Origin of the sequence: Pedobacter chitinilyticus, assembly GCF_003313385.1 — a bacterium.
GTDB lineage: Bacteria > Bacteroidota > Bacteroidia > Sphingobacteriales > Sphingobacteriaceae > Pedobacter > Pedobacter chitinilyticus.
This window is the reverse complement of record NZ_QMHN01000002.1, coordinates 69,271-87,894: the sequence shown is the minus strand read 5'-3', so window position 1 is coordinate 87,894 and position 18,624 is coordinate 69,271. Positions and strand designations below refer to the sequence as shown.

Annotated in this window: 18 protein-coding genes; 15 read left to right on the top strand and 3 right to left on the bottom strand. The window is 49.9% G+C overall.

Annotated elements, in window-relative coordinates:
• Positions 1–8 precede the first annotated feature (8 nt).
• From DUT70_RS07265 to DUT70_RS07255, 3 genes are all read right to left on the bottom strand, one after another.
• Positions 9–1,427, bottom strand: a complete 1,419-nt coding sequence (locus DUT70_RS07265) for a RagB/SusD family nutrient uptake outer membrane protein (RefSeq protein WP_113646669.1) — start codon at positions 1,425–1,427, stop codon at positions 9–11.
• Positions 1,428–1,438: 11 nt separating this feature from the next.
• The gene (locus tag DUT70_RS07260; RefSeq protein ID WP_113646668.1) at positions 1,439–4,801 is read right to left on the bottom strand and encodes a SusC/RagA family TonB-linked outer membrane protein; all 3,363 of its coding nucleotides are present in this window, start codon (positions 4,799–4,801) and stop codon (positions 1,439–1,441) included.
• Positions 4,802–4,992: 191 nt separating this feature from the next.
• Positions 4,993–6,177: a FecR family protein gene (locus DUT70_RS07255; protein WP_113646667.1), complete on the bottom strand. Its 1,185-nt coding sequence runs from the start codon at positions 6,175–6,177 to the stop codon at positions 4,993–4,995.
• Between the two features lie 494 nt (positions 6,178–6,671).
• Here DUT70_RS07255 and DUT70_RS07250 point away from each other — a divergent pair, with 494 nt between their 5' ends.
• The 15 genes from DUT70_RS07250 (at position 6,672) to DUT70_RS07180 (ending at position 18,622) form a co-directional block, all read left to right on the top strand.
• Positions 6,672–7,109, top strand: coding sequence for a hypothetical protein (locus DUT70_RS07250; RefSeq protein ID WP_113646666.1), 438 nt, complete (start codon positions 6,672–6,674; stop codon positions 7,107–7,109).
• A gap of 143 nt (positions 7,110–7,252) precedes the next feature.
• Positions 7,253–7,585 carry a DUF4134 domain-containing protein gene (locus tag DUT70_RS07245; RefSeq protein WP_113646665.1) on the top strand — a complete coding sequence of 111 codons (333 nt, stop codon included), beginning with the start codon at positions 7,253–7,255 and terminating at the stop codon, positions 7,583–7,585.
• A 9-nt stretch (positions 7,586–7,594) separates the two neighbouring features.
• Entirely contained in the window at positions 7,595–8,020 is a 426-nt protein-coding gene (locus DUT70_RS07240) for a hypothetical protein (RefSeq protein WP_113646664.1), read from the top strand.
• A 24-nt stretch (positions 8,021–8,044) separates the two neighbouring features.
• Positions 8,045–8,377, top strand: a complete 333-nt coding sequence (locus DUT70_RS07235) for a DUF4133 domain-containing protein (protein WP_113646663.1) — start codon at positions 8,045–8,047, stop codon at positions 8,375–8,377.
• 3 nt (positions 8,378–8,380) lie between these two features.
• A complete protein-coding gene (locus tag DUT70_RS07230; protein ID WP_113646662.1) occupies positions 8,381–9,559 on the top strand; it encodes a hypothetical protein in 1,179 nt (392 codons plus the stop codon).
• A gap of 84 nt (positions 9,560–9,643) precedes the next feature.
• Complete coding sequence (locus DUT70_RS07225) at positions 9,644–10,444, top strand: hypothetical protein (protein WP_113646661.1); 801 nt, start codon at positions 9,644–9,646, stop codon at positions 10,442–10,444.
• A gap of 117 nt (positions 10,445–10,561) precedes the next feature.
• Positions 10,562–11,425, top strand: a complete 864-nt coding sequence (locus DUT70_RS07220) for a hypothetical protein (RefSeq protein ID WP_128353327.1) — start codon at positions 10,562–10,564, stop codon at positions 11,423–11,425.
• A 36-nt stretch (positions 11,426–11,461) separates the two neighbouring features.
• Positions 11,462–13,933, top strand: coding sequence for a TraG family conjugative transposon ATPase (locus tag DUT70_RS07215; RefSeq protein ID WP_113646659.1), 2,472 nt, complete (start codon positions 11,462–11,464; stop codon positions 13,931–13,933).
• A 3-nt stretch (positions 13,934–13,936) separates the two neighbouring features.
• Positions 13,937–14,374, top strand: a complete 438-nt coding sequence (locus DUT70_RS07210; protein WP_113646658.1) for a hypothetical protein — start codon at positions 13,937–13,939, stop codon at positions 14,372–14,374.
• Positions 14,375–14,385: 11 nt separating this feature from the next.
• A complete protein-coding gene (locus DUT70_RS07205; protein ID WP_113646657.1) occupies positions 14,386–15,063 on the top strand; it encodes a conjugal transfer protein TraI in 678 nt (225 codons plus the stop codon).
• A 14-nt stretch (positions 15,064–15,077) separates the two neighbouring features.
• On the top strand, positions 15,078–15,722 hold the full coding sequence (locus tag DUT70_RS07200; RefSeq protein WP_113646656.1) for a hypothetical protein: 645 nt from the start codon (positions 15,078–15,080) through the stop codon (positions 15,720–15,722).
• 3 nt (positions 15,723–15,725) lie between these two features.
• Positions 15,726–16,358, top strand: a complete 633-nt coding sequence (locus DUT70_RS07195; RefSeq protein WP_113646655.1) for a P-loop NTPase family protein — start codon at positions 15,726–15,728, stop codon at positions 16,356–16,358.
• Positions 16,359–16,363: 5 nt separating this feature from the next.
• The gene (gene traJ / locus DUT70_RS07190; RefSeq protein WP_317047812.1) at positions 16,364–17,560 is read left to right on the top strand and encodes a conjugative transposon protein TraJ; all 1,197 of its coding nucleotides are present in this window, start codon (positions 16,364–16,366) and stop codon (positions 17,558–17,560) included.
• Positions 17,561–17,570: 10 nt separating this feature from the next.
• The gene (traK, locus tag DUT70_RS07185; protein WP_113646654.1) at positions 17,571–18,194 is read left to right on the top strand and encodes a conjugative transposon protein TraK; all 624 of its coding nucleotides are present in this window, start codon (positions 17,571–17,573) and stop codon (positions 18,192–18,194) included.
• Positions 18,191–18,622 carry a ferritin family protein gene (locus DUT70_RS07180; RefSeq protein ID WP_113646653.1) on the top strand — a complete coding sequence of 144 codons (432 nt, stop codon included), beginning with the start codon at positions 18,191–18,193 and terminating at the stop codon, positions 18,620–18,622. The genes traK and DUT70_RS07180 overlap by 4 nt, the downstream gene beginning before the upstream one ends.
• Positions 18,623–18,624: the final 2 nt, after the last annotated feature.

Here is an 18,624-nt window from a genome sequence, read left to right as displayed (position 1 = left end):
GTTTTCTTTTAGTTATATCCTGTATTCTGTTTTAGGTTCCTGTTGGCCTCGATATCCTTTTGCGGGATAGGGAAGAGCTGCTTGTTGCTGTTCCAAATTGCACCCTTGGTGGTGGCGACCGTTGCCATCACAGTATTAATATTGCCCGTGCGCTTGAGGTCCATCCAACGCTGTCCCCATTCGGTGAACAGCTCCAGTTGGCGCTCCTTCAATATGGCCACGCGCAGGTCAGCCTGCGTGGTTGCCGACGTATTTCCGGTACCCGTCCTTGAACGGACCTTGTTAAGGTCGTCCCTTGCGCCGCCAGTGTTGTTCTGTTCGTTGCGCGCCTCTGCGCGGATCAGGTACTGCTCTGCAAGCCTCAGGGGCGTGGTGTATTCTACCGACGTGGTATTGTTGCGCTCCCTGTATTTGTTGCTGAAGTAATAGGTAACGTTCGGCGTAACGGTCTTATCGATATAGCTGGCTATCCAAGTAGAGAGGCGCAGGTCGTTGGATGCAAATGCCCCCAGCAGCTGCGGGCTGATCGCCGAACAGTTCAGCACGCCAGTGACGATCGGTTTGTTAATTAGGATAAAGCCCTGTCCCTCCTGGGTGGATAGGTTGCCGACGTTGTCCGGCTTGCTCAGCTGCCAGATGGCCTCCTTGTTGTTCTTCAGAAAGGCACCCGAAAGGCTTGCCAGATCATAGGTTGCCGTATTGGCGATGACCGTGCTCGATAGCTCTTCGGCCTTGGCCCAGTTTCCCATGTACAGGTATGTACGTGCCAGCAGGGCACGCGCTGCAAATTGGTTGGGCCTGATACGCTCGCTATAGGTGCTCACGGAACTTGCATCTACGTAGCCTGTGTTCAGGTTCTGTACGGCGTAGTCTAGATCACTTACGATCTGATCGTACACGTTGTTCTTTGAGCTCCTTGCCGCAATGGCATTGGCCTGATAGTCGGTGCCGGTGATCAGCGGAACATCCCCGAACAGGTTGATCAGGTAGAAGTACCAGAAGGCACGTACAAATCGCGCTTCGGCCATCAGCTGTTTTTTCACCGAACTGCTCATTCCTCTTGACCTATCGCACCCCTCGTAGGCGGCATTGGCCAGATAGATGCTGCTATAGGCACTGTCCCAAAAACTGTTGGTTGGCGCATCCAGCGGCTGGACACTGTTCTGGTAAAGCTGTACGTACAGGCCGTTGGTGGAATAGTTGGTCAGCTCATCGCCTGCAATACCTGTGTAGTATGGCAACAGGTAACTGTTGCCCTTGTTGATCATCTGGGAATAGATATTGGTAATGGCCGCTATGGCGTGTCCATCGTTCTCGAATACCGAGGCGGTCACCAGTTGGTTCTTTGGTTCGCCCACGTCGACGAACTTCTCGCAGCGCATCAGAAGCACTGAAAGGAGCATTATCGTATATAGTTTCTTTTTCATGGTGCATTGGTTTAGTTAATGGATACCTGAAGACCGAATGTGGTCATTTTCATCGAGGGCGTGGCAAGGTCCAGTGCCGAGATCTCGGGATCTACGCCCTTGTACCTGGTAAAGGTCAACAGGTTCTGTCCCTGAGCGTAGACCTTTAGTCCCGCGATACCGATATGTTTCAGCATGCTCTTTGGCAAGCTGTAGGAAAGGGTGATGTTGCGCATGCGTACAAAGGACTTGTCGGTGATAATCCCATCGCTAAGCTGATAAAGGGCGTATGCCGCACCTGCCGGGCTTGAAGTGGACGGGGTATATTTCTGGAAGGCGGCCACATCGCCCGGCTTGCGCCAACGGTCAAGCAGTCTCTGCGAAACGTTGCCCAGTCCGCTAACGAACCTTCCAGGCGCCGAGGTGATATTATTATCGTAGCCCTGCTGTTTGACGAACTGGAACAGTACACTCAGCTCGATACCCTTGTAGCTAAACTCACTGGAGAGTCCGCCAAAGAAACGCTGGCCAACAAAGACCGGAAAACGGTCAAAGGCACTGGTAATCGAACCATCAACATTGCGGTCTGTGAAGGTATAGACGCCGGTTTGCGGATCAACACCCGTAAGGTGGTATCTCTGGTTGATGAAAAGCGGCTCGCCGATGATGTACCTGTTGGCATAGCTGCTGGCAGCTAGGTTCGGGTAGGAGACCAGTTTGTTCTTGGGGATGCTGATGTTGGCGCCAAGGGTCCATTGGAGACCATTTTGATGGACCAGGATGCCGCTCGCCTCCAACTCCCAGCCCTGGTTCTGTACCACTGCCGGCAGGTTGGCCTGTACGCTGGTAAAGCCGGTGATCGAGGGAAGGGGATAGCCCACCAATTGGTTTCCCGTGCGGTTTCTGTACCACCCAGCAAGCAGGGTCATCCTTTCTTTCATTAAGCCGAACTCGATGGCCGCCTCAAGTTTCTTCACGTTCTCCCAACTATAGTCGGGATTGGTGAGCTGTGTGGCGTTGAGGCCCGAAATGCCTTGATAGGTCAGCCCGCTGGAACTGTAGGTCGAAAGGTACTTGTAGTCGGATAACTGGTCGTTTCCCGTAATGCCATAACTGGCCCTTAGCTTACCGCTGCTCAGGATCGGAAGAAGCTCTATGATACCCTTTTCCTTGGCGAAGAGCCATGCCGCGCCGATCGCACCAAAGTTGCCAAACCGCTTGCCAGGCCCGAACCTGCTGCTTCCGTCGCGCCTGCCAGTGAGATTTATGACATATCTTTCCCTATAGGTGTAGCCGGCCCTTGCAAAAAGGGCATTATAACGGTATTTGCCAAACTGCGTCGGGGCGGAGCTGATGGTGCCTGCCGCGCCGAAGTCTTCCATCAGGGCATCCGAATTAAAGCCCAGTCCGACAAAGGATGCCCCCGAATAGTTGGTGTCCTGAAAGGTTGCTCCGATGGTTGCTTCCAGTTTTCCCTTTCCAATGTTCCTGCCATAGTTGATGGCAGGCTCTACGATCCATGAAGCAGTGGCCCTGGTGCCTAGCTCATGGCGCCTGCTGGCCGGAACGATTGGGTTGGCGGGGTTCTTTCCGGATGCCGGAAACACGTTGTGCGTTTCGGTACTGATCCTGTTGTAGCCAAGCCTTGCACTGATGTTAAGGCCATCGATGACGGCATAGCTGAGATTCAGCGCGCCGGAAAGGTTCTCGGCAGCGGAGCTGCTGTAGTTGTTATTGATCGGTCCGAAAGGGTTCGACCAGGTCGAATTGGCCCAGTTCAGTGTGCCGTCCGGATTGTAGATCGAGGGTGTATTTGGGGGAAGCAAGATCTGGCTGGCGTAGTCCAGGGTCGGCAGCAGGTTGTTGTCCCTGAGATAGCCCAGGGTAAGGCTACTGTTGAACCTCCCGTTTGCGGATCGGTTGGTGATATTGGAATGGACTCCGACCTTTCGGTTGCGGAAGTTGCCGGGATTGACTGCCGTTTCGTTCCTATAACTTCCCGAGATCAGAAACTGCAACAGGTCGGTCCCTCCGGAAACACTGGCCGAAGCATTGGTCAGTGTACTTGTTCCGCCCAAAAAAATCTTCTCCCAATCGGTATAGCTATTCTGGTCCCACGTACCGTTGATATCGTAGGCCGTAGAAGGTATGGTGGCATTGTCGTTGGCAAACGCCTCGCGGCGCATCTCCAGATATTGCTGGGTGTCCATCAGGTCATATCGGTTGACTGCCATTCCAAATCCCTGGTTAAAGTTGGCATCCACGCGGGTGGAACCCGCTTTTCCCTTTTTGGTGGTAATCAGGATGACTCCGTTTGCGCCCCTGCTTCCGTAGATGGCCGTGGCATCAGCATCCTTCAGTACCGTGATGCTTTCGATGTTTTCCATTCCTATGGTCGAAAAGGGACTGGTCGAGGTCCCCCCGGAGGATACATTGGCATTGTTAATGCCCGCTGAACTAAATGGTACACCATCGAGGATGAACAGCGGATCGTTTCCGTTGGCAATGCTGTTAAGACCGCGCAGGCGAACGGTCATCGGTGATCCCGGTACGCCGCTCTGCTGGCTCAGGTAGAGGCCTGTCACCTTTCCGTGGAGGGCCATCAAGGGATTGCTTACGGGCTGTCTGGAGAGATCGGAGGCTGTGACGGTGCTCACCGAACCCGTATTGAGCTCACTTGTGGTGCTATAATATCCCTTGTTGATCGTCACCTGTTGCAGTTCGTTCGGGATCGGCTCCATCTGCACGCTGATATTTGGCCTCGCCTTAAGTTCCTGCTTGATGTATCCTAGGAAAGTGATCTCGATTATTGCGTCTTCAGAGACGTTCTCCAGATAGAATTCACCATTGCGGTTTGTCTGAGCTTGCTTGTTTGTACCCTTTACTTTTATTGTCGCGCCAGCCATCGACTGGTTGTTCTCATCGGTAACTCGGCCATTGACGTTGATCAGCGCAAATACATCGATAATTCGGTCGAATAAATTCTTCTCCTTCTCACGGATCACAATCGTTTTGTCATTGATGGTAAACTCCAGTGACTGGTTTTTGAGTGTGGTCTCAAGCGCTGTAGTTATCGATACGTTGCTAAGGTCTAGCGATACGTTCTTGGAATTGTCCAGTATGTTATCCTCGTACCAGAACTGGTAACCAGTCTGTTTTTTGATCTCTGAGAACACCTGCACGAGCTTGGCGTTTTGGACTTTCAGCGTCACGCTCTGCGCACGTAGGCCTGCACTGACATTTACGAATGCCAAGGTGATTACAACTGCTGTGAGATAGGCGCGCATGATAATCTGTTTTAATAGTCTTGCATTTTGTACCTGTTTGGGCAACCAATATGCAACCTGCCGCGAACACCTGAAAAGACAGGCATTGCCGCATGTAAATAATTTCATACTTTTGTTCTGTTTGGGGTTTTGGAAAAATGATTGTCTTAACAGGCAAAACAGTAGTCCCAAATTTGCCGGACTGATTGATCAGAATCAGCCCGGTTTTTTATTGGGTCTTAATTAACTATTTAACCTAATTTTTGGTTCTGTTGGATGTTACATAGGCGCTCGGTTTTAACTGTAATCATTGTGTTGTTTTATTCATGGATTACGAGCGTTTTACCCTGAGGGGTTTCTTTCATTTCAAATTTTACTCCACTGTCGGAAAGTACTTTTAGCAGCACGGAGAGCTTACTGCTGCGCGGGATGCCACCGCTGAAAACCCGGTGGCGGACCTTACCCTGGTAGACTACCTCGACATCATACCAGCGTTGTACCTGTCTCATGATCTGTTCGAGGGGTGCACTTTTGAAGGCAAGGTTGCCGTTCTTCCATGCAAGGGCAGTCTCCATGTCGGCAGGCATTACCTGCAATGAACTTCCTTCACCCGTTGCCTGCTGGCCGGGCTTGAGCGTAACATGTTGTTGATCACGGGTCACCTTCACAGAGCCTTCGGAAAGTGTTGTTGTCGTGCGGCCCTCATCTGCATAGCTGTTCACGTTAAAATGTGTTCCCAGTACTTCTATCTGTTGTTCCTTGGTATCTACGATGAATGGCCTTGCACGGTCATGTGCAACCTCAAAGTAGGCTTCGCCGCTCAAATAGACTATACGTTTGTTGGATATAGACAAATCTGTTGCATAGGAAATAGATGAGGCGGCGTTTAGCCATACTTTGGTGCCATCAGGCAAACGCACCTGATACTGGCCTCCATTTGGTGTTGTGACGGTATTGGTCAGTGCAGTTCCTTTCTCTGCACCTTGATAATCCAGTTGGCCATCTGCAGTCTTGCTGATCTGCATTCCGTTTCGATCGGAGATGCTACCATTGGCTGCCGAAGAAAGATCGATCACCCTGCCGTCCGATAACTTCAGTGTGGCACGGTTGGTACCCGGTGCGGCATCAAGGGCAAAGATGTGTTGCTGCATTTCCATTTGCATTGAAGTATTCTTCAGGTACAGGAAAGAAGCGATCGCCAGCAATATGGTCGCAGCGATAGCGATAATGGTGTATCCCTGTTTCCAGAGCATTCGACGTTGATCTGTTGGTCTAACCTGCTCAGCCAACTTCATACCTACACGATCGGTAATCGGTACAACCTTGGCCAACAGGGCAGGATCAGCGTCAGTTTGATCTTCGAATGCTTCATTAACCAATTCAGAAAGATGCACTTTGCTCTGGTCAGTTGCAAAGTATGTAAAAAGCCCTTCTATAATTCTGGCATCTGCCGTACCCTGAAGGTAACTGTAGAACTGATCTCTGATATCCTGTCTGTTGCCCATGATTTCGACTGTTTTCCTATAAGACGTTTGCCAAAGAAATAGTCACGGCTGGCAGATGAAAAAAATGTTCAAGAGGATATCTCTTTACGCGGCCCATGGTTTCCCTAGCGTCCTACGATGATTGCAGAGCTGAAAATTTTTGTGTTTCCCTAGCTGATTTTAGCACTTGTGCTACCTTCTGCAATGAGAACAATCTTTGTAATTGCACTAGTTGGCATCTCTATTTTCTTGCACAATCATTAAGGTTGGTGATGCCTTGCCAAAGCGAAGAGCGCAAATAGAAAATCGGTACTCCAGCAGCGGTGTACTCTTTTCAGCGGAAAATTCATATCGCTTCCATTCAATTCCACTTGAAACCCGATCCCAGCCGCTATCCCGCCCTTTTAAAAAAAATCAAAAATAATAGTTGGTAGTGCTATGGCGGTGTCAGAGATGCGCTGTTGCCGTGGCCAACTTTGTATCGAAGATTTCAATAACCATTAATCGATACGACGATGAGCAACTTATTCAAAGACATTACATGGGGACAGTACCTGATGGCAGCGGCGGTACTGATTACGCTCTACTACGTGGCCGTGCTGCTGATCTACTACAGGAAGGAGATGCTGCTGCGCATCAGGGATCGCAGAGCGACAAAAACAGAGACAGACGCATGGGAAGAGAAGACCGATGACAGTCCGCTGGGCGAACTGATGGTGGATCTGGAAGGGACCATCGAGGATATCGCGCATATGTTGGAGCCGGGAAAACAGGCAACCAAACAGGAGCTGCTCAATCAGCTCCGCTCAAGAGTTGCAAGCTTTGGCGGGTTGGGCCGTCCCGGCTACCGATATGCGCTCAACAACTACATCATTGAAAAGGCCAGAGAAAATTGCGGGATAGCGTTCAGTGAGCAGGAACTGGAGCAGGAGTGGGAGAACCTGTCCCGCTAAGCATTACCGGAGACCGGTTTCATAGTAGGCAAGTAGGGTGGTTTACGGCTCCGGTACAACGGGGAGACGGGCAGCGGGATTGGTGCTGGGGAAAGGCGTGATGCTGTCCGCTCCCTTTTTTAAAGAGAATAAAGATCAAGGATATGAAAAGTGAGAAAGATAAGATCAGAAGCGCAGCGGGAGCTGTGGGAATTGCAGTGTGGGCACTGCTGAATTTTATGGCCTGGCAGGCAAGTGCACAGGGTGGCAACGCGGGGATCGATGCGGCCAACAACGAGGTCAGGGGATATTTCAATTCGGGAACGCAGCTGATGTACGCCATCGGTGCGATCCTGGGCCTGATCGGGGCGATCAAGGTGTACCAGAAATGGAATGCGGGCGATCCCGATACCAGCAAGGTGGCCAGTGCCTGGTTTGGCAGCTGCGTTTTCCTGGTAGTGGTGGCAACGGTGATCAGATCATTCTTTGGCATATAGCATAACACGATGAAAGAGTTGCTGAAAGAAAGACTGCACCACTATATCGTGGTGAACAATCCGGAGCTATTGGTGAGGACAGGTGGTTTTTCCATTCCACAGTACATCAATGACAAAGTTGAGCTTGCTATGGAGCAGTTGGAAAAACACCACATAGCACGGATGACCAATGATGAAATGATAGAGCGGTATATGGCATTGATGACGGCAGAACTACTGCCTTCAAAATTCAATTACCTCAAGGCCGTTATCGAGCAGGAGTATCCGCGCGAGTTTACGGCACTAAGGGAGCAGGGTGTACTTACCTCGAAGGTCATAGGCATCATGGAACGCTGTGCCGATGCTTTTGAAGGTTTTGGCTTTTCGACCGAAGCGGAAGTCGACAACACTAAGCTGCGCCATGCCATCATCGCCATCGTACACCGGGAACTTTAATCCAACATTACCAAAAATATCAAAATGAGCAACAGTGTATATCAAATCAACAAGGGCATTAACCAGAGCATTGAATTCAAGGGATTGAAGGCACAGTACATCTGGTACCTCGGGGCGGGGGTGGTGGCGCTGTTGATCGTGTTTGCCATTATGTACATCATCGGCCTACCGCCATTGATATGTGTGGTAATCATCGGCTTTTTGGGAACCGTCCTTGTTGTGAAGATCTATGGGATGAGCAACAAATATGGGGAGCATGGCCTGATGAAAACGCTGGCCCAAAGGAGTATTCCCAAAGCCATCAGGATAAGGAGCAGGGCAAAGTTCATTACACTGAAAAACCAGGAAAGGAAATAGAAAATGGAAGAGAAGATTTTATACATCGCAGATATCGGCTACAGGGTAGATTTCGAAAACCAGGCTTTTATCAGGATCGATAAACCGGATGATATACTTTATTTGGCCGACATGAAAGATGAAGGTCCGCATTCAACAGCTCTGCTCCGCAAGGATACAAGGTTGCCGCAACGGGAACTTATGGAGTGGGAGGATACACAACGGCTTTCCTTTGGAGTATTTGTACCCAATGAGATTATGCAGGAAGAATTTTGGAACGATCCCCTGTTCATATCGGAAATGAACTCGTTCAGTAAGGACCATCGATGGAATATACATCTCGGTAGGCCCAATGATCCTGTAAAGCTTGCTCCCCCGACAGCAGAGATCCTTCCTGTCTTTAAAATCCATGGCGCTGAATTCTGGATAGATGTCGAGAGGATGGAGCTTCGTGATAAGATGTATTCCACCAATACGATTTCGGTATTGAAGGACATGTCCGAAAATGGAAATGGTTACCAGTTTCATTTCAAAAAAGGGGAAAGAAGAGCTGTTAAGATAGTCCGTACTGGCGATAAAGATGTGAAGCTGGTAAAAATCCCCGAACTGGTGGTGCTCGATCCCGAAGGTATGGCCCGCAAGTATGGCCTGAAGATGGATGAGATGGCCGGTAAGACAGATTTCGATCTGATCGTCGATCAGCAAGCCCTTCAGCAAAGAAGGGCCGGTATGTTGGTTACGGTAGATATCGCAGGACAGATATTTTTCGTAGATCACCGCCTGCGGGAATTAAGGCCCAAAGATGATTTCAGCGCGGCTGGTATCCGTTTCGATGATATAGAAGTCTATCGTGCAGATCAAAGCGGCACTTATATCTTTCCCTATGACGCGGTAAAGCATGAGCTAAGACATGTGTCAAACGAAATCCTTGAAATTCCAAAGGGCCTTATCCTGGTCGAAATACAATCGCCAGAGGACATGGACCGTGTCGGCTACAACCGTTATCTGGGAGTTGATGAGTTGAGCAACCTCAAGGAGACAGGTGTCAGGATGCACTACGTTGCTCGCAAGGTCGAATGGGAAGAAATGGGCGTCGATAAGCTTGTACAGGAAAACATTAAGAAGCACATCGCGGAAAACATTGTTCCAAGGGCCAAAAAGGTGTCAGCAAAGAAGGAAAAAGGGCGTTCCCGCAAGTTTTGAAAGTGAACTGAATGCATTAGCAAAAGCGATTAGCCAAAGCCATTAGTTCAGGGAACCAGGCAACTTATTTATAAAAGTCAACTTATGAAGGCACAAAGAAAATTACCCGAGATAGTCATAGACGGGATCAGCATGATCGTAGATGTAGCCTTTGCAGAATTAAGGCACAAGGAATATCCCGATTGTAGGGTGAGTTTCCACAATATGGACCGTGAAGGAGGTGGCTATGCATTACATGTTGAGCCGATGCTGCAGGGGCTTTCAGAAACACCGCATCCGCTTTATGAAAAACATATTATCGGACAGATGGTAGTTTTAGATCCTGAAGGAATTTGTATCAAGTACGGTTTAGAAAGACAGAGCCTACCAACCGATGATAGCGGACTAAGCTGCGATCCCAAATTAATCGAAAAACGCTTGAAAGGAGTGCTGCCACAAATTGATATAGCGGGCAAGGAATACCATGTGGATGTAAGGCTTGGTGAGTTGCACAGCGTAGATGACCAAACAAAGAGGATCATCCTAAAAATGCTTTCGATTAATGGCAACGGTAATTATGTTTTTCTTTATGACCATAAGAAGCATCATATCGTAAACTTAGATATTGATAAAATAACAAAGGAACCACCAAATACCGTCATGATAGAATTGCCTCATGAATTGTGGCTTGATCCTATCGGTGTGGCAAGAAAGCAAAACATTGATGAGCTTTCACTATTGGGAAAATATCCGCTACAACATGAGCTAAAGGCAAGAATTTATCCATTAGCAGAAACGTTTGTGGCAAACCATATCCATAAAAATATTGAACGCAAAAGAGGAGATTACGTAGATGATTTACCCTTTACGATAAAACCGCAAAGAAAAAAAGGAAGACATCTGTAGCCTCAGTTCAAACAAAAGAACCTTTGAACCAATGGCGAAGAAGAAGATAAAAAAGGGGAAAGGGCTCCCTTAAGTTTTGAAATGCGCTATAGCATAATTAAACCAAGCAGCAGAGAGATGAGGTATCCGATACAGGTGAAAGAGAATAGCGTGCTGATTGCCGATGAACTGTTCCATTTGGACAGTGCGGAACAGGTGCTGGTCCGGTCTGAAAATTCCGATTGCAAGATCCTGCTGGCCGAGCTGGTGGAAGATAGTGGACACTACAAGGTGTCGCTGGACGCCAGGACAATGATGCCGGTAAGAGGTTCGGACGGTCCTGACGACATTGTGGAGGCCATCCACATCAGGCTACCGCTTGAGCTGGGCAAAGAAGATTTCTGGAAGGATGCGGAGTCCATTTCAGCCTTCAACAGGGAAAGCCGCACCAGCGATAATAGGGTACATCTGGTGGATGCCGAACTGGCCATGCGCCTGAGCGGAAAGCTGCCTGTGATCGAGATCTGCGGTGACGAGTTTACAATCGATCTGCGCTTGGCAGAACTGAGACACGTGCATTCAGAGCCCATGACGCACGTTACCAAGATCCACCTGAACCAGCTGGAGCCTGACTTTGAGAACGATCGCTATATGTTCTTGTACGATACCGTAAAGAAATGCGAATACCTGCTGGACCATGACGCCGTATCAATTCCCGAACAGGTGAAGGCCATTGCAGTGCCGAGCGAGTTTGAGCTTGATCCTGTGGGATATGGCATCAAGAGTGGTATGGGGCCGACCGCATGGCTGGTTAAATACCCTGCCCGCCCCAAGCTGGAAGCGGTGGTCATACCGATGAAAGACACCAATATACCTGAGGCCATTCGTGCCAACAGGGAACGTCTTGCCGATAGCCTTATGGTCAGGACCGAGAAACTGAAGGAGGTCGCCAGGCAGGAAAAAAAGCAGTCACGGGGCAAACGGAAAAGACCGCTGCTATAACACATAGATAGTACAACCAATAATTAGGTAAACGAGATGGAAAAGAGGCTGGAGGAAATTTTACCAATCATGGATGTGGAGCACGATTGTATACTGAGCAAATCGGGGGACATTACCGTTATATTCAGGGCTCACCTGCCCGAAATATTCACGCTTTCCAACCAGGAGTATGAAGCCTTTCATCAGGCGTGGATCAAGGCCATCAAGATACTTCCCAAACACAGTATCTTCTGCAAGCAGGATTGGTTTGTAGAAAGCACGTTCCGGCCTGATTTCAATAAGGCCGATGATAGTTTTTTGAACAGGAGCAGCGACCGTTTCTTCAACGAAAGGCCGTTCCTTGACCATGAGTGCTACATCATGCTCACCAAAAAACCTTCGGGCAGAAAGATCAGCACCTCGCTTTTCTCCAATCTCATCCGCACAACCATTGTTCCCGAGCAGACCCTGAGCGTGCAGCTGCTGCAGGATTTCCTGGATAGCACCGGACAGTTCAGACGTATCATGGAGGACAGTGGTTTCGTAAAGCTCGAGCGGATCAAAGCTGACCAGCTCAAAAGCCAGGGCCGCAAAAGGGGACTGATCGAAAAATATATGCAGCTTTCCGATAAATGGGAGGAGATGATTATCCGTGATATTGTTTTCGATGAAGGCCTACTGGTCGGTGACAAATACTGCCAGCTATATACCCTGGCCGATGCACAGGATCTTCCATCGCTATGCGGTAGCAGGATCAACTATGATAAATATTCGACCGACCGCACAAAATTCTCTGTTGGCTTTGCCTGCACACTTGGACAGTTACTTCCCTGCAATCACCTGTACAGCCAATATATTTTTATAGAAGATTCTGCAAAGACGATACAAAAGCTTGAAAGCAAGAGATTACGGCTGCAATCCTTATCCGCTTATAGCAGGGAAAACCTGATCGCAAGGGATGCGACAAACGATTTTCTGAACGAGGCCATTTCCCAGCAGCGACTGCCGGTAAAGGCGCACTTCAATGTGCTGGTATGGAGCGATAGCAGGGAGGAACTGAAGGACCTGAAGAACATGGTCTCCTCTGCACTTGCACAGATGGATGCAGTGGCCAAACAGGAAACACTCGGTGCTCCTCAGATATTCTGGGCGGGCATTCCAGGCAATGCCGCCGACTTTCCGATGAACGATACCTTCGATACGTTCACCGAACAGGCAACCTGTTTTTTGAACCTGGAGACCGGTTACCGGTCCTCCCTCAGTCCGATGGGCATCCGTTTGGGAGACCGTCTAACGGGAAGGCCAGTGCATGTCGATATCAGTGATGAACCGATGAAGATGGGCATCTGTACCAACCGGAACAAGTTCATACTCGGACCATCGGGCAGCGGAAAATCATTTTTTACCAACCATATGGTCAGGAGCTATTACGAACAGGGGACGCATGTCGTACTGGTCGATGTAGGTCATTCCTACAAGGGGCTCTGCGATATGGTAAAGGGGTATTATTTCACCTATTCGGAAAGCAGCCCCATCAGGTTCAATCCCTTTTACATCGGAGAGGGCGATAGCCTGGACACGGAGAAAAAAGAGAGCATCAAGACCCTGCTATTGGCACTTTGGAAAAAGGATGATGAAGAATTCAAACGTAGTGAGTATGTAGCACTGTCCAACGCCATCACGGGCTACTATTCGCATCTTGAACAGTACCCGGAAATCTTTCCCTGCTTCAATACCTTTTATACTTTTTTAAAGGATGATTATGTCCCGGTACTGCATGGCCAACAGGTAAAGGAAAAGGATTTTGATATCAATAATTTCCTTTACGTGCTGCGTCCCTATGCTGAAGGAGGTGAGTTCGATTACCTGCTGAACGCTACAGAAAACCTCAACCTGCTGCAGGAGCGCTTCATCGTCTTTGAGCTGGATAACATTAAGGACCATCCGATCCTGTTCCCGGTAGTGACGATCATCATCATGGAAGTGTTCATCAACAAGATGAGAAAGATGAAAGGCGTAAGGAAAATGATATTGATCGAAGAGGCTTGGAAAGCGCTGATGAAGGAAGGCTTCGCAGAGTACATCAAATACCTCTTTAAAACGGTAAGGAAATTCTTCGGGGAAGCCATCGTGGTGACCCAGGATGTGGAGGATATCATTTCATCGCCTGTGGTCAAACAGGCGATCATCAACAACAGCGATTGCAAGATACTGCTCGATCAGAGCAAGTACCAGAACAAGTTCGACCAGATACAGGAACTGCTCGGGCTTACCGAAAAGGAAAAGGCACTGGTGCTATCGGTCAACAGGTCCAACGATCCGCTCAGAAAATACAAGGAAGTATTCATCAGCCTGGGCGGTATGCTGAGCAAGGTTTATCGAACGGAGGTAAGCCTTGAGGAATACCTGGCCTATACCACTGAACAGACCGAAAAGGTCAGGCTGATGGAATTTGCCGCCGAAAACGGAGGGGACATGAAAAAGGCGATTGCCGCCATGGCACAGGAGATCAGATCAAAACAGCACTAGGCGATGAGGGAATACATAGAAAAATTATTGAAGGAGGTCAGCTCGCTTTCGGCCCAGCTGATGGCAAAAGGCTGGCAGGGAGCATTCCAGACCAATGGGGGATACTCGGACGATTTGGGGCCAAGTCTGGAGAAATATCTTTTCCAGTCCATGCTGGGCAGAGAAAAGGGGATCGGTGAAAAGATCATATTGAGCACCTATGCCCGCCACACGGATACCGAAAAGATCATCTGCGATTTCACCCTGCGGCTGGGTGCATGCAATGCCTTTGTGATATCACAAATGGATATCAGCCTAAGGGATCGCTACCATCAGGAACTCAGCCGCAAAACAATGGAAATCATCGATCCGAAAAATATCCTGACCTGCCGGCAGGTCATCGATGCGATGGCCCCACCTAAGGAAAAGCTATCCAACCGCCCCAAAAGAATCATAAGATAAAAACCAACATCATGAAAAAGCTAATTATCAACATCTGCTGCGCGATACTCATTGTGGGCATCCTTGCCCGGCCAGCCACTGCGGCATTCCCGCTGTTCGGACTCATCAGGGCAGCAGCCATCAAGGCGATCAAGGCGGCAGACCTTGCCATCCAAAGACAGCAGAATAAGGTCATTTGGCTACAGAATGCGCAGAAGACCATTGAGAACGCCATGTCCAAGCTCAAGCTCGGAGAGATCAGCGAGTGGACAGATAAACAGCGGGAACAGTATCAACAGTATTTCGATGAACTGTGGAGGGTCAAGGCGATGATCAGCTATTACAAAAGGATCGCAGAGATGGCCCAGCGACAGATACAACTGGTAAAGGAATTTGAGCGCACCTGGGCATTACTAAAGGCCGATAGGCATTTTACGGTTGCCGAGATCGAGTACATGTCGCGCGTCTATGCGGGCATTCTTCGGGAGACCATCAAGAATATTGATCAATTGTTGCTGGTCGTGAACAGTTTCAAAACCCAGATGGGCGATGCCCAAAGGCTGGAGCTGATCAACGATGCGGCCGACCGGGTAGAGGAGAACTACAGCGACCTGAGGGCATTCAACAATGAGAACGTAAGGCTGAGCCTGACACGCGCTGCATCCGAAGCGGACAGGGAAAACATCAAACGGTTCTATGGGATGAGGTAATAAATGAAAGGGAGATGAAAAAGATTTTGATCATACTTGCGGCCTGCCTTGTTTCGGCGGGCAGTGCAAGGGCGCAGCTCTGGGACGAGCTGTTCAACCAAAAAAAGACACAGACGCGCTATCTGCTTGAGCAGATCGCCGCACTAAAGGTCTATATCGGACATGTGCAGAAAACCTATGTGATCGCAAAAGACGGGCTGGATTTTATCAGCAAGGCCACAAAGGGAGAACTGGATCTTCACGATGCCTTCTTTACCTCGTTGGGGCAGGTCAATCCGCAAGTGCGCAACTATCCGAAGGCAAAGGACATTTTGCTGCTGCACCGCGCTACCATCAGCGCCGAGAAGCAATACAGGGGAGCCCTTGCCGGCAAAGGGAGACTTACGGCAAACGAGCTGGCCTACATCGAAAGGATCTTTGGAGAGATACTCAAGGACTGCGATGCCCTTTCCGGCGAACTGGAAGCGGTGCTGGCCCCAGGTGGGCTGCAAATGTCGGACGATGAGCGCATCGAGCGGATCAACGATCTCTACGGTCAGATGCAGTCCAATTTCCAGGTCATGGAGAGCTTTGGCATTGCAGCGGTGCAACTGGCGATCTTAAGGGAACGCGAAAAGATGGAAATGGAAAATTCGGGCAGGTACTTACAAAAGAAATAGGATATGAAAAAACTATGGTGGACCATGTTGGTGGCCGTAATGGTTGCGGCCGGAACAAAAGCCAGGGCTCAGGCCGATGAGCTTGCCCAGCTTGCCCTGAACATCGAGAAACTGGCCCAGTTCAAACAGATCCTCTCGGACCTGAAGAGCGGCTACCAGATTATCAGTAAGGGCTATGGAACAGTGAAGGATATTTCAGAAGGAAATTTCAAACTGCACAAGACTTTTTTGGATGGCCTATATGCGGTAAGCCCGCAGGTACGCAAATACCGAAGAGTGGCAGAGATCATCCAGTACCAGCTGGTGCTGGTCAGGGAGTTCAGGGCGGCAAATGCGCATTTTGCAAGGGCCGACCTGCTGAATGAAAATGAACTGAAATATCTGGCGGCAATCTACCAGCGCCTATTTGAGGCGAGCCTGCGCAACCTGGAGGAGCTGACGATGATCGTCACGGCCGGTCAGTTGCGGATGAGCGACGATGAGCGGCTGAAGGCCATCGACGGCATACATGCCGATATACAGGACAAGGTGATGTTCCTGCGCTGGTTCAACAACCAGGCCAAGGGACTGGTGCTACAGCGTGAGAGGGAAAGGACGGACATGCAGAACCTGAAAGGGCTGCACGGGATCAGGTAAAAAAAATGACGGTGATGAAGGGAAGGATGATTGCTGCCGCTATCGCAGTAACGTGCTTGATGGTACCCATGGGAGCCAGTGCACAGATAGCAAACGAGATCGGGGGGCTGCATAGTGTACTCGACCAGCTATATGAAGAAATGATGCCGCTTTGCTCCCAACTGATAGGTATTGGACAGGGCATTGCGGGCTTCGGGGCACTATGGTACATCGCCTCGCGTGTATGGAAACACCTGGCCAGTGCCGAACCGATCGATTTCTATCCCCTGCTAAGGCCGTTTGCCATCGGACTTTGCATCCTGTTCTTCCCCACGGTGATCGGGGTGATCAACGGGGTCATGAAACCGACGGTGAGCGGAACGGCGGCGATGGTGGAAGGTTCAAACAGGGCGATCGAGCTTTTGATGAAGCAGAAGCAGGAGGCTTTGAAGCAGACTTCGAAATGGCAGATGTACGTGGGGCCAGAGGGGGAAGGCAGCAGGGAGAAATGGTACAAGTACACCTATGGAGACCAGAAAGAGGGTTGGGTAGAAGGTATCGGCAACGATGTTCGCTTTGCCGCCGAAAAGGCTATGTACAGTTTCCGAAATGCCATCAAGGGATGGATGAGCCAGGTGCTCGAGATCCTCTTCCAGGCAGCTGCGCTGTGCATCAATACGCTGCGCACCTTCCAGTTGATCGTCCTTGCCATACTTGGACCTCTGGTTTTCGGACTGGCGGTATTCGATGGGTTCCAGCATACGCTGACCGTCTGGCTTGCACGTTACATCAACATCTTCCTTTGGCTGCCGGTGGCCAACATCTTCGGTGCGGTCATCGGCAAGATACAGGAGAACATGATCCGTCTTGATATCCGACAGATCGATTCGGCAGGGGACACCTTCTTTAGCGCAACGGACGCAGGTTACCTGATTTTCCTTCTGATCGGCATCGTGGGCTATTTCACCGTACCGACCGTTGCCAACTATATCGTACATGCAGCCGGTGGTGGTGCCCTTCAGCAGAAGATCACCAGTGCCTTTGGCGGCACGACCAGCGGAATGGTGGGCATGGCAGGGGGAGCCACGGGCAGTATCGTTTCGGGCGCAGGAAACATGGCCGGTGATTTTGCAAAGATGGGCTCGATGAACCCTTCCGGCGATATGGCCAATGACGGCAACAGCGACCCCTATTTCAAGGACAAGTTAAAAGGAAACCAATAGACCGGCAGCCATGTTCAAAAAAGCAAAAAATATCGATACGGCCTTCAGGCATATCAGGGCATTTAGTCTTGTGGCGATCATCGCCAGTTGTACGATCTGCGGCCTTGCCATCTTCAAAAGCTTGGACTTTGTTGCCAAGATGCAGCAGAAGATCTATGTGCTTGCAGGTGGAAAGGCTCTGGAAGCATTGGCCTCCGACCGAAGGGAGAACGTTCCCGTAGAGGCACGCGACCATGTCAGGACCTTCCACCAGCTGTTCTTCAATCTTGATCCCGACGACAAGGTGATCAGGGAAAGTATCGGCAGGGCCCTGTATCTGGCCGATGCCAGCGCCAAGCGCGAATATGATAACCTGAAGGAAAAGGGCTATTACAATAACATCATTTCGGGCAACGTCAGCCAGATCCTGCGCATTGATAGCGTAGTGGTCAATTTGGAGAGCCATCCCTACCTGTTCCGCTGCATCGGCAAACTGGAGATCACCAGGAGCACCAGTATCGTGCTCAGGAGTTTGGTGACCGAAGGTGAACTGCGCAACGTCAACAGATCGGACAACAATCCGCACGGTTTTTTAATAGAAAACTGGAAGGTCATCGAAAACAACGATATGGACATTAAACAGCGTCAGCCATGATCAGATTCCTAAAAACAATATTAACCTCTGGTGCCCCTCGCACCAGCCCTGTCGAAAATGCCAGGATGCGCAAGTTCTCCAATTGGCTGGGCAAAAAATGGGAAGCCAGTCCGCCCAAAAAGCGCAAGGTCGCCATGACCATCACGGCCCTTCTTACGGGCGGCTACCTTATCGGGCTGATGATCGGTGCGATAGGTTACGATCCGCCCGATCTGGGACATATCCAAAGACCTGTCCTTCAGAAAGCGGTTACAGGAGCTCAGATGGAGGATACGCGACAGCATATCGAAAGGTTCCACCGGATCATGGACAGTCTGGGAAAATCGAGTTCGGGTAGAAAAGCACGGGACAGTATCCTGGCCCGTCATCCCGGCATTATGGATACGATTGCCGAGCTTGAACTGAACATGTTACCATTAAAAAGATAAAA